Genomic DNA, 13,685 nt, shown 5'->3' with positions numbered 1-13,685 from the left:
GAAGTAATTTCCTTAAAAATTATAATTTCTCATTCAACTAAATATTTTACGCTGACAATTTGACATTTTTAAACAAATGGCAGTACTTTTGCAATCCAAAATTCAACAACGAATGTTAAAAAAATTTTTTAAGCATATGAATCAAGAGAATACTGAAAATATTGAAAAGGAAATCATTGAGAACGAATCAACTTCAGAACAAACTCAGGAAAATATTGAAATTCCTGTAGTTGAATTGACAAATGAAGAAAAATTACAGGAAGACTTAGCCAAGGAAAAAGATAAATTTTTACGCCTTTTCGCAGAATTTGAAAATTTCAAAAAAAGAACTGCTAAAGAGCGAATTGATTTGTTTAAAACGGCTAACCAAGAAGTTTTGGTTGCAATGTTGCCAGTAATGGATGATTTTGATAGAGCAATGGTTCAAATTTCTAAAACAGAGGATGAATTATTGTTGAAAGGTGTTGAATTGATTCATGAAAAATTAAAGTCTACTTTAGTTTCTAAAGGATTAGAACAAGTGGAAATTAGTGTTGGAGATGTTTTTAATGCTGATTTTGCCGAAGCCATTACACAAATTCCTGCTCCATCGGATGATTTGAAAGGTAAAATTGTTGATGTCGTTGAAAAAGGATATAAATTGGGTGATAAAATAATTCGTTTTCCTAAAGTTGTTATCGGTCAATAGAAACAAGTCGCGACCTATCCGTACAGAGGAATTAAAATAGGAAAATGAATTGAATAAATTTTGGTATTTTAAAACATGAAAAAAGATTTTTACGAAATATTAGGCATTACAAAAAGTGCATCGGCTGAGGAAATTAAGAAGGCTTATCGCAAGAAAGCAATTGAATTTCACCCTGATAAAAATCCGGGAAATAAAGAAGCAGAAGAAAATTTCAAAAAAGCAGCTGAAGCTTATGAAGTGCTGAGCGATCCTAATAAAAAAGCAAAATACGATCAATATGGTCATGCTGCATTTGATGGTAATGGCGGATTTGGTGGCGGTGGCGGAATGAACATGGATGACATTTTCAGTCAATTTGGAGATATTTTCGGAAGTGCTTTTGGCGGCGGATTTGGCGGTGGTCAACGTAGAATGAAAGGAAGTAATTTACGAATAAAAGTTAAATTAACATTAGAGGAAATTGCTTTTGGAGTTGAGAAAAAAGTAAAAGTTAAACGGAAAGTTCAAGCTCCCGGTGTTTCTTTTAAAACATGTGGTACTTGTAATGGTTCGGGGCAGGTTTTACGTGTAACCAATACAATTTTAGGTAGAATGCAAACGGCAACTACTTGTCCAACTTGTGGCGGTTCAGGTCAATCTATTAGTTCAAAACCTGCGAATGCTGATGCACAAGGAATGATTTTGGAAGACGAAACTGTTTCGATTAAAATTCCTGCCGGTGTTGTTAACGAGATGCAATTAAAAGTAACAGGTAAAGGAAACGATGCTCCGGGTAATGGAATTCCTGGAGATTTAATTGTGGCCATTGAAGAAATTGAACATGAATTTTTAAAACGCGAAGGGGAAAATCTTCATTATGATTTATACATCAGCGTGGCTGAGGCTGCATTAGGTGTTTCCAAAGAAATTGAAGCTGTTGGTGGAAAAGTGAGAATCAAATTAGAAGAAGGAATACAGTCAGGTAAGATTTTAAGATTAAAAGGAAAAGGAATTCCAAGTTTAAATTCATATGGGAATGGTGATTTATTAGTTCATATAAATGTTTGGACACCAAAGACTTTAAACAAAGAGCAACGTCAATTTTTTGAGAAAATGCTAACGGATGAAAACTTCATTCCGCATCCTGAAAAATCAGATAAATCTTTTTTTGAAAAAGTTAAAGATATGTTTTCATAATATGAAAAAAATATTTACATTTGAACTTTACTAGGAAACTAGTAGATTCTTTTTCATAGCAATTTTTCCCATCCTTATGCAAATAAGGGTGGGTTTTTTTTGTAACAAACGTGGCTAAAAATGTACTAATTCCGTATATTTACCAAAACTCAAAAATAGGTATGAGCAACATTCTGGAAGTACGCCAAGTCGTCAAAAAATACGGCGAATTTACCGCACTCAATAGTGTTTCTTTAACGGTTCCGAAAGGTAGTATTTATGGATTATTGGGTCCAAACGGAGCCGGAAAAACATCATTAATTAGAATTATTAATCAAATTACAATGCCTGACAGTGGTGAAATTCTTCTGGATGGCGAATTGTTACAACCTCATCATATCCAACATATTGGCTATCTTCCTGAAGAACGAGGTTTGTATAAATCGATGAAAGTGGGCGAGCAATGTTTGTATTTGGCTCAACTCAAAGGATTATCCAAACAGGAGGCCAAAAAACAGTTGGATTATTGGTTTGATAAATTGGAAATACAAGGTTGGTGGAATAAAAAAATTGAAGAACTTTCCAAAGGAATGGCTCAAAAAGTACAATTTGTAGTCACTGTATTGCATAAACCAAAGTTATTGATTTTTGATGAGCCATTTTCGGGTTTCGATCCTGTAAATGCCAATATTATTAAAGATGAAATTCTGGAGTTGAAAAAAAATGGAGCAACTATTATTTTTTCAACCCATCGAATGGAAAGTGTAGAAGAATTATGTGACGATATTGCTCTAATCCATAAATCGAATAAACTAATCGAAGGAAAATTGACTGATGTGAAACGACAACATCGATCCAATAGTTTTGAAGTTGGAATTTTAACCAACAATGTAGAAGGATTGATGGTTGATTTAACGCAAAAATTCAAGGTTAATCAAGCACAATTTAAATCGTTAAACGATGATTTAAAGTTAGAAATCGCCATTGGAACTTCAACTCCTAATGAATTACTTCAAATTTTGACCGGTAGAGGACAAGTGACCCATTTTGTTGAAAAAATTCCATCTGCCAATGATATATTTATTAAAACCGTAAGCGAATCCTAATGAGTGTATTATCTTTAATAATCAAAAGAGAGTTTATTGCGAAAGTCCGCAACAAATCATTCATTGTTATGACTTTTTTGAGTCCGCTATTGTTTGTGGGAATTGCTGTTTTTGTGGGTTATTTGGCTTCAATGAAAGCTGATTTAAAACGCATTGCCATTCATGATGAAAGTGGTTATTTTGTGAATGAATTTAAAAATGATGCCGAATTTTCGTATCACGATTTATCAAAAATTGATATGAATTTTTTGAAGGATAGCATCATCAGCGAACGTTATGAGGGATTGATTTATTTTCCAAAAACAGCTAGTTTAGCTGAGATTCAAAAAAGCGTACAATACATTTCAAATGATAGTCCATCAATGGATTATATCATAGATATTGAAGAAATTATTGCTAAGAAAATCACGCAAGCCAATTATGAAAAAATTGGATTGGATACTTTAAAAATCAATAGTGCTAAAGCAACTGTAGATATTGTTTTGAAAAAATCTACCGGAGAAGACACCGTCAAAGGTTTGAATGAGATAAAATTATTTTTGGGAGGTATTTTCGGGTATTTAATCATGATGTTTATTATAATTTACGGCAACTTTGTCATGCGTAGTGTCATTGAAGAAAAAACGAATCGTATCATCGAAATCATTATTTCATCAGTGAAACCATTTCAATTGATGATGGGTAAAATCATCGGAAATTCATTAGCCGGAATTTTACAATTTTTAATTTGGACAATTTTAGGACTAGTGCTATTTTTTGTGTTTTCTTCTTTATTCGGCATGCAAATGGGAGCATCAACAACAGTTACTCCCGATATGGTAACTTCGGCAAATTCGAGTGGTTTTGCAGAGAAATTACCTTTATACATCAATGAATTTAAACAATTACCTTTGGTTACGCTGTTAGTTTCATTTGTCATTTATTTTGTTGGAGGTTTCTTTTTATACAGTTCATTTTACGCCGCCATTGGGGCAGCTGTGGATAACGAAACCGATTCACAACAGTTTTTATTACCGATTATTTTACCGTTAATTTTAGGCGTTTATATTGGTTTTTTCACTGTTTTAAATGATCCACATGGAACGGTAGCAACCGTATTCTCGATTATTCCTTTGACATCTCCAATAGTTATGTTAATGCGAATTCCATTTGGAGTGCCTTGGTGGCAATTGGTTTTGTCAATGATTATATTGTATGCAACCTTTTTATTTGTGGTTTGGTTCGCTGCAAAAATTTATCGTGTCGGAATCTTAATGTATGGCAAAAAACCAAGTTGGAAAGAATTATATAAATGGTTGAAGTATTAACCTAATTTTTTAAATAAATAATAACATACGTTTTTCAGTACATCAGTACCTTAGCACCTAAAAAAAAATGCCAAAAATATTAATCATAGAAGATGAAGCCGCTATCCGAAGAGTTTTGACAAAAATTCTTTCGGAAGAAAATGATACCTATCAAGTAGAAGATGTTGAAGATGGAATTCAAGGTCTTGAAAAAATTAAAAACGAAGACTACGATTTGGTGCTTTGCGATATCAAAATGCCAAAAATGGACGGAGTTGAAGTGTTGGAAGCAATCAAAAAATTGAAACCAGAAATTCCAATAGTGATGATTTCCGGTCACGGCGATTTGGAAACAGCCGTCAACACAATGCGTTTGGGAGCATTTGATTATATTTCCAAACCACCCGATTTAAATAGATTATTGAACACTGTTCGAAATGCTTTAGACAGAAAACAACTTGTTGTTGAAAATAAAATACTGAAAAAGAAAGTCAGTAAAAATTATGAAATGATAGGGGAGTCAGAGCCTATTAATCACATCAAAAGCATGATTGAAAAAGTGGCTCCAACCGATGCACGGGTATTAATTACAGGTACAAACGGCACCGGAAAAGAATTAGTGGCTCATCAATTGCATGAAAAAAGTGAACGAGCCTCTTTTCCAATCATCGAAGTGAATTGTGCTGCTATTCCCTCTGAATTAATCGAGAGTGAGTTATTCGGACATGTGAAAGGAGCTTTTACATCTGCTGTAAAAGACCGAGCCGGAAAATTCGAAGCTGCTGATGGCGGAACCATTTTTTTAGATGAAATTGGCGATATGAGTTTAGCAGCACAAGCCAAAGTACTTCGGGCACTTCAGGAAAGTTTAATTCAACGTGTAGGTGCTGATAAAGATATTAAAGTGAATGTTCGTGTGCTGGCAGCTACAAATAAAGATTTAAAAAAAGAAATAGCCGAAGGTCGTTTTCGAGAAGATTTATACCATCGATTGGCGGTCATTTTAATTAAGGTTCCTGCTCTAAATGAACGAAGAGATGATATTCCCCTATTAATTGAACATTTTGCTTCTAAAATTGCTGAAGAACAAGGTAATTCTCCAAAACATTTTTCATTAAGTGCTATTAATTTATTGAAGGAATACGATTGGACCGGAAATATTCGCGAACTTCGCAACGTGGTAGAACGTTTAATCATATTGGGAGGAAATGAAATTTCTGAGAATGATGTAAAGCTATTTGCGAGTAAGTAAAAATGGTAAAAGGTAAAAGGTAATAGGTGAAAGGTAATCCCATTACCTATCACCATTTACCCATCACCTTTTAAAAAATATGCAACTAAAAAAATTAAATCCAAAACTTCAGCAAGCCCTTATCGAGTGCGGTTTGACAGAAGCGAATGAATTACAGCTTGAAACCTTTTCAACGTTAAAAAGCGGAGTAGATGCTGTCATACAGTCGCCCGCAAAAAGCGGAAAAACAACAACGCTTGTTTTAAATGTTATTCAGCGATTAGAAAAAGCGATTGGTGAAAGCACAAGAGCCTTAGTTGTGGTTGAAAATCGTGATAAAGTGCTCGAAACAGTCGAGTTATTTCAAAAATTAGGCAATTATTTAGATTTGCGTGTTATTGGCGTGCATGAAAAAGGGGATATTGATTATGACAAAAATCAAATTTCTTTGGGTATGGATATTTTAGTAGGAACGCCAACCAAGATAAACGATATGTTTTCTTCTGCAGGATTTAACATGAATACCATAAAACTATTTATGGTTGATGATGCCGAAGTTATGTTCAGAAACCGAATGGACGCAATCATTTTAAGACTTTCTTTGAGCGTAGAGAAAACGCAACGCGTCTTTTTTTGTTCAACTATCACAGAACGTGTAGAAGTTTTAGCAGATAAAATAATGATTGAACCGCTTTTCTTTGAAGCTGAATAGTTTTAATTATTATTCTCTGAGGTCTAAGGACTATTTACTAATTACTAAATTACTATAAAAATGGGCATGATCAAAATATTTTCAGGAAGTGAAATTTTAGCTTCCCGATTAAAAGAAAAAATAGAAGCAATTGGAGTGGATGTTTTAAAGAAAGACAACATTCAATCAGCACGATTGGGTGGTTTTGGAAACTCTGACTTAGCGGTTGAATTGTTTATTGACGAGCGTTATTACGGCAAAGTCAATGATGTGATTGAAGAGTTTAGGATGAGTATTTAATTCTCATCTAAAAATCTTCAAATAATACGCCAAAACTGAAATAAACACTCCGAACATTCCAATGAACGCAAACGAATAACGCAAACTGGTTAATTCGGCGATATGTCCGATAATTGGCGGACCCATTAAAAATCCTAAGAAACTTATTCCGGTTACAATGGTCAATGCTTCACCGGTTGGGATGCTCGAAATTCTTCCTGTCGTACTGTAAACAATAGGAATCACATTGGAAACTCCAAAACCAACCATCATAAAAGCCAACGTGCTTGGAATTAAATATGGAAAAATAACTGCCGTATATAATCCAATGGAAATAGTAATGCCACTTATTAAAAGTATTTTTTTTGCTCCAAATTTCCGCACTAAAATATCACTTAAAAACCGTCCTGAGGCCATAGTAACCATGAATGATGTATAGCCTAAAATGACCAAAGCTCCCGGTGCTTTTACAATGTCTTTAAAATATACTCCACTCCAATCGAACATAATTCCTTCACTTGCCATACAACAAAAACCGATTACACCTAACCATACCAATGATTTGTCGGGTTTTCCAAATCGGGGTTTTAATTCAAATGAATCGCTTTTGACCACTTTGACTTTAGCAAGATTTTGATAATTGATAAAGATGATCACTCCGACAAGGGCAAATACAATAAGGAAATGTTGGTAAGGCGTCAATTGAAAAGCCATCATAACCAAACCTACCAAAGCTCCACAGAATCCTGCTAAACTCCAAGAACCATGAAATGAACCCATGATTGCTTTTTTAAATATCTGTTCGGTGTAAACGCCTTGTGTGTTAATGGATATGTTGCTGAAATTTCCACAAATTCCAAAAAGATATAATCCAAGTGCCAATTGCCAAGGTTGTTCGGCTAAACCAATATTTGTTAAACTAAAAGCATAAAAAGGCAATGCAAATAACAATACTTTTCTACTTCCAAAACGAGTAACAATTTTTCCGGAGAAAGGCATGGCAGAAAGTTGTCCGATGGGAAGTGCGAACAAAATAGTTCCCAATTCACCTTCGCTTAAATTTAAAAAAGATTTGATATCCGGAATTCTACTTGCCCATGAAGCAAAACAAAAACCCATCCCAAAGTAAAAAAAGGACATCGCCAAACGCATCCGGTTCAAATAGGACTGTTTCGCTTTTTGATAGCTTTTTTTGTGTTTTTGCTGCGGAATAATTTTCCCCAGAAAACTGTAATCAATTAATGGCATCTTTTTTATTAACTAATTGAGACTACGAAATTAAATAAAAAAATAGGGTTTGGGCATCATTTGGATGCCTTTAGCTTTCTTATTATTTATTTCTCAAAAATTATCTTATTGAATTATCAAATCCAAAATTAAATGTTACACTATTTATCGTTTTCAAACTTTAGAATTCCGCAAATCGGTTATCTTTGCACCTTTAAAAAAATAAGTTCATGGATGTTTCTATCTTTCATTGACTTACTTCCAACCTTATAAATATGATTACAGTTAACGATATTGCCGTTCATTTTGGCGGAACCACATTGTTCAGCGACGTTTCTTTTGCTATCAACGAGAATGATAAAATTGCCTTAATGGGTAAGAATGGTGCAGGAAAATCGACACTTTTAAAGATTATTGCAGGTGAAGCAAAACCTTCTTCCGGTAATATTTCGGCTCCCAAAGATGCCGTAATTGCTTATTTACCGCAACATTTATTAACCAAAGATGAAGCAACAGTAATGGAAGAAGCTTCAAAAGCTTTTGCTGAAGTTTTTGATATGAAGGCTGAAATTGATCATATCAATGAACAATTAACCATTCGAACGGATTACGAAAGTGACGACTACATGAAATTAATCGAACGTGTTTCTGAGTTGAGTGAGAAATTTTATTCCATTGAAGAAGTAAATTATGAAGCCGAAGTTGAAAAAGTATTAAAAGGGTTAGGTTTTGAACGGGAAGATTTTAACCGTCCCACTTCTGAATTTTCAGGGGGATGGCGTATGCGAATTGAATTAGCCAAAATCCTTTTGAAAAAACCCGATTTGATTTTATTGGATGAGCCTACCAATCACATGGATATTGAAAGTATTCAATGGTTAGAAGAGTTTTTAATCAATTCGGCCAAAGCGGTCATGGTGATTTCACACGATAGAGCTTTTGTCGATAATATCACCAATCGTACTATTGAAGTAACGATGGGTCGTATTTATGATTACAAAGCCAAGTATTCGCATTATTTGGAGTTGCGTAAAGACCGAAGAGTGCATCAACAAAAAGCGTATGATGAACAGCAAAAAATGATTGCTGATAATATGGAGTTTATTGAACGATTTAAAGGAACGTATTCCAAAACGCTGCAAGTGCAATCGCGTGTGAAAATGTTGGAGAAATTAGTTCCGGTTGAAATTGACGAAATTGATAATTCCGCTTTGAAATTGAAATTTCCTTCTTCTTTACGTTCAGGTCAATATCCGGTGGTGGTGAAAGATTTGGAAAAATCTTACGGCAATCATTTGATTTTTAAAGATGCCAATATTGTGATTGAACGCGGTGATAAAGTAGCTTTTGTGGGCAAAAATGGCGAAGGAAAATCAACCATGATTAAAGCCATTATGAAAGAAATTGAAATCAATGGCGGAAGTGTTGAGATTGGACACAATGCACAAATAGGGTATTTTGCTCAAAACCAAGCTTCAATGTTGGATGAAAATGCCACTATTTTTGAAACGATTGATGATATTGCTGTTGGAGAAGTCCGCACACAAATAAAAAATATTTTAGGAGCGTTTATGTTCCAAGGTGATGATATCACCAAGAAAGTAAAAGTATTGTCCGGTGGAGAAAAAACACGTTTAGCAATGATTAAATTATTGTTGGAACCGGTGAATTTATTGATTTTAGATGAGCCATCCAATCACTTAGACATGAAAACCAAAGACATCATCAAAGATGCTTTACGTGATTTTGATGGGACTTTGATTTTAGTTTCCCACGACAGAGATTTCCTTGACGGATTGGCCACCAAAGTTTTCGAATTTGGTCATAAACGCGTGAAAGAACATTTTGAAGACATCAAAGGATTCTTAGCTATGAAAAAAATGGAGAGTTTGCGGGAGATAGAAAAATAAGACTAAGTTTATTATTGTTCTATAAATAAAAATATCCCGTTAATTTTTAACGGGATATTTTTTTCAAATGAATTAACAACAGTATTATAAATCAGTAATAATGAATTGACTTCTTCTGTTTAATTGGTGTTCAGCTTCAGAGCATTCTACATTATCAGCACATTTGTTTACCAATTGGGTTTCTCCATAACCTTTTGCAGTTAAACGTTCCGGAGCTATTCCGTGTTTGATTAACCAATCTCTAGTTGATTTTGCTCTACGGTCTGACAATACTTCATTGTATTTATGAGTTTGACGACTATCTGTGTGTGAACGAATATCAATTTTCATCGTTGGATATTGGTTTAATACATCTAAAATTTTAGCAATATCAATCGCAGCATCCGGTCTTATGTTCCATTTGTCTAAATCAAAATAGATGAGGTTTATTCCAAATACGTCAGCTAAATCACCACCTACAGGAATTGCTTTAACAGCACTATCTAATTCAATTGGTAATTCAGTTATACCGCTTTCTTTAGCAATTATTACCGGAACTTCTTTTGTTGTGTAAGTTTCTTTTTCAGCTCTTACATAATATTTTTTCTCACAATCGACAATTCCAAAATCATAACGACCATCAAGGCCTGAAATAGTATCTCTTAACTTAGTGAATTTTTCATCAAATAATGTCAGTTTTGTGTTTGGAAGAATTGCACCTGTATTTGCATCAGTAACAATACCTACCAATGATTGTTCACAATCCCAATCAATTTCACGAGTTTCTAAGAATTTATAGATATCGTCATTTCCAACACCCGGTCTGTTTGAAGTTAAAAATCCTCTTTTTGATGTTTTATTGATAATCAAGGCAAAATCATCATATTGACTATTTGCTGATTCTCCAACGTTGTGAACTTGTTTAAACGAACCGTCTTTTTCTAATTTAGTAATGAAAATGTCTAATCCACCTAATCCGGGATGACCATCAGAAGCAAAATACAATTCATTGTCCGAAGTAATAAACGGGAATGTTTCGCGACCTTCTGTATTGATATCAGAGCCCAAGTTTACAGGCGTTCCGAAAGAACCATCTTCTTTGATGTCTACTTTATAAAGATCAGATAAGCCTTTTGTTCCTGGCATATCAGAGGCAAAATATAATGTTTTTTCATCAGCACTCAACGTTGGGTGAGCAACTTGATAGCTATCACTATTAAAAGGTAAAGCGGTGATGTTTATCCATTTATCTTCTTCAAGAGTAGCTTTATATATTTTTAATAAAGTAACCTTGTTTGCATCTTTTCCTTTTTTACCATCTAAGAAATTATTACGGGTAAAATAAACTGTCTTACCATCTTTAGTATAGGCAGGAGTTGATTCGTGGAATTTTGTATTCAATTTTTTGCCATATTTTCCTGCAGCAGATAAAACTCCTTCAGTAGTCATATCTGCTGAATATAGATTTGAAAAATATTGGTCAGTCCAACTGTGTTTTCTTTTCGAAAAATTTCCGGTATCACGAGTGGATGTAAAAACTACCTTGTCAAGATAAAATGCAGGACCATAATCTGAATATTCCGAATTGATTCCGGCATCTTCAATTTTATATCGACCTGAATTTTTCTTGATTTCTTCGCGATAATCTTTTTTAGTTTTCGCTATTAAACCTCTTGAGTCATTTCCGCTTTTAAGATTAAATTTTGCCATCATTTCATCAGCTTTGGCGTAATTGCCAACTCCTTTTAATGATTGTGCATAACGGAAAAAATATTCAGGTTCAACTTCTTCGGTCATTGCAAAAAGTTCACCATACCATTTTTCAGCGTTCACTAAATCGGCATTGTAATAGTAGGCATTTCCAATTTTTTGCAACATATCAGGCGTTTTAAAGCCTTTTTCGGCCACTCGCTCATAGGTTTTAATTGCATCTATGTAGGCGAATTTATCATAGTTCTTATCGGCTTTTTTTATTCCCGCTTTTTGGGCTGAAACATTTAAAGCGATACAACTTAATAAAGTGATGTATATAAATTTTATTTTCATGACTGTTGCTTATTAGAAGAATCTTGGTGAAACAATTTTGTTATGTCTTTTGAACAATTCAAAGCGTAAAAATACTTCATGTGAACCTGAATTGTAGTTTTTTAATTCTGTTGTTTCCATATCATAACCATATCCTATGTATAATCCGTCGGAAACTTGGAATCCTGCCATTGCACTAACGGCAGCATCCCATCTCCAGGCAGCACCTAACACAAATTTATCCATTATCAGGAAATTAGCGGATAAGTCTACTTGTAATGGAGCACCTTCAGTAGCTTTAGTCATTAAGGCAGGTTTAAACTTAAGATTGTAACTTAAATCGAAAACATGACCTGCAATAAAATAAAAACTCATTCTTTCTTTATTGATTGCAACAGAGTTGTCATCATAACGGGTAGTCTCAAAAAAGCTAGGAACAGAAAGACCAAAGTATGTTTTGTCAGAATGGAAATAAACACCGGCTCCAATATTAGGAGTAAACTTATTTTCTAAATCTGCAAACTGTGGATCTCCTTGATCTGCAGGATTTAATTTGGTTACATCCAGATTAAATAAATTTGCCGATGCTTTAATACCAAACGAAAGTTTGTAGGTTTCAGAGGTGTTAATGGAGTAAGATAAATCTGCTGAAATAGTGTTCTCGTTTGTTGGACCTATTCGATCATTTACAAAGGATAAACCTAAACCTAGATTACTCTCATTTATTGGTGTGTTAATAGAGGCAGTATTCGTTACCGGTGCACCATCTAATCCAACCCATTGGGTTCTGTGCAGTCCGAAAATACTCATTACTCCTCTCGATCCGGCATAAGCAGGATTGACATTTATTGTGTTATACATGTATTGCGTATACTGAGCATCTTGCTGAGCGAATCCAGCAAAACCTGTTAACATCAAAGCGAAAAATAAAAATTTTGTTCTCATTTAGTTTCTTTTTTTAGAAACCCGAGGGTCGTTAAACCCTCAGGAGTTTATTTTATCTTGTTAGGTACAAATATCCAGATTTATTTACAACATCTCCATCAAATGTAGTATACTGAATGATATAGAAATAGGTTCCGGTTGGTAATTCAGCAGACTTATTTACTGTCGCTCTACCTTCAGAAACACCTCGGAATGCTTTGGAACTATTATCATAGTTCTGAACATCATACACTAACACGCCCCAACGGTTATAGATTTCAACTGAATTACTCGAATAGCATTCAGTATTTTCAATGTTTTCAATATTGAAAAATTCATTCAAGCCATCTCCATTTGGAGACATCGCATTATAAATATTAATAGCATTACAAGGGAATGGAATACAATCATCATTTACATTCATTGTAACTTCATATATTCTTGGACAAGAACCTTCAGTAATTTCATATCTAAAGATGTAATTTCCAATAGCCGTTACTAGAGTTGGTGTAAAGATATTATTATTTAATGCACCAGTATTATTTACATCAATCCAAGTTCCACCTGTAGTTCCTGTTGGTAATAATGTATTAAGATCAATAGGAGTACTATCTCCAATACAAGATACACTAGAAATTGGTGTAAAACTATCTTGAATTGTTACATTAATAGTTTGTGTAAAGGTTGATAAATTACCACAACTATCAGAAACCTCCCAAGTTCTTACAATTGTATAAGAAGTAGCTGATTCATTTACTATCTCTTCACTGAATGTTACTCCACCTACTGTAGAGCAAGCATCTGTAAAGGTTAAATCAGGACTTAGAGGAATAGCATCACAAGTAACACTAATGTTTTCATCAAAAGCAGAGGATACAGGTCCTGTTGTATCTTGAACAATAATTATTTGTTCGTGCGACACGCTATTTCCACATAAATCTGTTGCTGTCCATGTTCTTGTGATAACAAAATCTCCGGTACATTCACCTTGAACAATTGCTTCTGTAAAAGTAACTGTTGCATCTCCACAACTATCTGTTGCAGTTAATGTTGCTGCAACTGGGATATTGCTACATTCAGCTGAGGTATCCTGAGGTAATGTTTCTACAAAAGTAGGAGCAGTAGTATCCTGAACAGTGATAGTTTGAATATGAGCTGTTACGTTGTTACAAGCGTCCGTAGCT

Annotated in this window: 12 protein-coding genes; 8 read left to right on the top strand and 4 right to left on the bottom strand. The window is 34.2% G+C overall.

Annotation, left to right across the window (positions count from 1 at the left end):
• Positions 1-136: 136 nt before the first annotated feature.
• The 7 genes from C0512_RS06670 to C0512_RS06640 all read left to right on the top strand — a co-directional run bounded on the left by C0512_RS06670 (position 137) and on the right by C0512_RS06640 (position 6,457).
• Positions 137-688 (top strand): nucleotide exchange factor GrpE, encoded by a 552-nt coding sequence (locus tag C0512_RS06670; protein ID WP_290859922.1) that lies wholly within the window; start codon positions 137-139, stop codon positions 686-688.
• A gap of 75 nt (positions 689-763) precedes the next feature.
• Entirely contained in the window at positions 764-1,864 is a 1,101-nt protein-coding gene (dnaJ, locus tag C0512_RS06665; RefSeq protein ID WP_290859920.1) for a molecular chaperone DnaJ, read from the top strand.
• Positions 1,865-2,025: 161 nt separating this feature from the next.
• Entirely contained in the window at positions 2,026-2,949 is a 924-nt protein-coding gene (locus C0512_RS06660; protein ID WP_290859918.1) for an ABC transporter ATP-binding protein, read from the top strand.
• Entirely contained in the window at positions 2,949-4,256 is a 1,308-nt protein-coding gene (locus C0512_RS06655; RefSeq protein ID WP_290859916.1) for an ABC transporter permease, read from the top strand. The genes C0512_RS06660 and C0512_RS06655 overlap by 1 nt, the downstream gene beginning before the upstream one ends.
• A 67-nt stretch (positions 4,257-4,323) precedes the next feature.
• Positions 4,324-5,487, top strand: coding sequence for a sigma-54 dependent transcriptional regulator (locus C0512_RS06650; RefSeq protein ID WP_290859914.1), 1,164 nt, complete (start codon positions 4,324-4,326; stop codon positions 5,485-5,487).
• 79 nt (positions 5,488-5,566) lie between these two features.
• The gene (locus C0512_RS06645) at positions 5,567-6,178 is read left to right on the top strand and encodes a DEAD/DEAH box helicase (RefSeq protein WP_290859913.1); all 612 of its coding nucleotides are present in this window, start codon (positions 5,567-5,569) and stop codon (positions 6,176-6,178) included.
• A gap of 60 nt (positions 6,179-6,238) precedes the next feature.
• Complete coding sequence (locus C0512_RS06640; protein ID WP_290859911.1) at positions 6,239-6,457, top strand: DUF2007 domain-containing protein; 219 nt, start codon at positions 6,239-6,241, stop codon at positions 6,455-6,457.
• 3 nt (positions 6,458-6,460) lie between these two features.
• Here C0512_RS06640 and C0512_RS06635 read toward each other — a convergent pair whose 3' ends face one another.
• Positions 6,461-7,684 carry an MFS transporter gene (locus C0512_RS06635; RefSeq protein WP_290859909.1) on the bottom strand — a complete coding sequence of 408 codons (1,224 nt, stop codon included), beginning with the start codon at positions 7,682-7,684 and terminating at the stop codon, positions 6,461-6,463.
• A gap of 254 nt (positions 7,685-7,938) precedes the next feature.
• Here C0512_RS06635 and C0512_RS06630 point away from each other — a divergent pair, with 254 nt between their 5' ends.
• Positions 7,939-9,573 (top strand): ABC-F family ATP-binding cassette domain-containing protein, encoded by a 1,635-nt coding sequence (locus C0512_RS06630; protein WP_290859908.1) that lies wholly within the window; start codon positions 7,939-7,941, stop codon positions 9,571-9,573.
• Positions 9,574-9,657: 84 nt separating this feature from the next.
• Here the strand turns inward: C0512_RS06630 and C0512_RS06625 are convergent, their stop codons facing one another.
• The 3 genes from C0512_RS06625 to C0512_RS06615 all read right to left on the bottom strand — a co-directional run.
• On the bottom strand, positions 9,658-11,598 hold the full coding sequence (locus tag C0512_RS06625; RefSeq protein ID WP_290859907.1) for an OmpA family protein: 1,941 nt from the start codon (positions 11,596-11,598) through the stop codon (positions 9,658-9,660).
• Between the two features lie 12 nt (positions 11,599-11,610).
• A complete protein-coding gene (locus C0512_RS06620; RefSeq protein WP_290859906.1) occupies positions 11,611-12,522 on the bottom strand; it encodes a type IX secretion system membrane protein PorP/SprF in 912 nt (303 codons plus the stop codon).
• A gap of 52 nt (positions 12,523-12,574) precedes the next feature.
• The coding region (locus C0512_RS06615; protein ID WP_290859904.1) for a gliding motility-associated C-terminal domain-containing protein at positions 12,575-13,685 on the bottom strand (1,111 nt) is incomplete at its 5' end.

This window comes from Flavobacterium sp. (genome assembly GCF_013822155.1).
Lineage (GTDB): Bacteria > Bacteroidota > Bacteroidia > Flavobacteriales > Flavobacteriaceae > Flavobacterium.
The sequence above is the reverse complement of the archived record's forward strand: the minus strand, read 5'-3'. Positions and strand labels throughout refer to the sequence as shown.

Excerpts from the sequence above, each read along its gene's own strand:
- C0512_RS06670 (WP_290859922.1), top strand. The coding sequence starts at position 137 with ATGAATCAAGAGAATACTGAAAATATTGAAAAGGAAATCATTGAGAAC.
- dnaJ (WP_290859920.1), top strand. The coding sequence starts at position 764 with ATGAAAAAAGATTTTTACGAAATATTAGGCATTACAAAAAGTGCATCG.
- C0512_RS06660 (WP_290859918.1), top strand. The coding sequence starts at position 2,026 with ATGAGCAACATTCTGGAAGTACGCCAAGTCGTCAAAAAATACGGCGAA.
- C0512_RS06655 (WP_290859916.1), top strand. The coding sequence starts at position 2,949 with ATGAGTGTATTATCTTTAATAATCAAAAGAGAGTTTATTGCGAAAGTC.
- C0512_RS06650 (WP_290859914.1), top strand. The coding sequence starts at position 4,324 with ATGCCAAAAATATTAATCATAGAAGATGAAGCCGCTATCCGAAGAGTT.
- C0512_RS06645 (WP_290859913.1), top strand. The coding sequence starts at position 5,567 with ATGCAACTAAAAAAATTAAATCCAAAACTTCAGCAAGCCCTTATCGAG.
- C0512_RS06640 (WP_290859911.1), top strand. The coding sequence starts at position 6,239 with ATGGGCATGATCAAAATATTTTCAGGAAGTGAAATTTTAGCTTCCCGA.
- C0512_RS06635 (WP_290859909.1), bottom strand. The coding sequence starts at position 7,684 with ATGCCATTAATTGATTACAGTTTTCTGGGGAAAATTATTCCGCAGCAA.
- C0512_RS06630 (WP_290859908.1), top strand. The coding sequence starts at position 7,939 with ATGATTACAGTTAACGATATTGCCGTTCATTTTGGCGGAACCACATTG.
- C0512_RS06625 (WP_290859907.1), bottom strand. The coding sequence starts at position 11,598 with ATGAAAATAAAATTTATATACATCACTTTATTAAGTTGTATCGCTTTA.
- C0512_RS06620 (WP_290859906.1), bottom strand. The coding sequence starts at position 12,522 with ATGAGAACAAAATTTTTATTTTTCGCTTTGATGTTAACAGGTTTTGCT.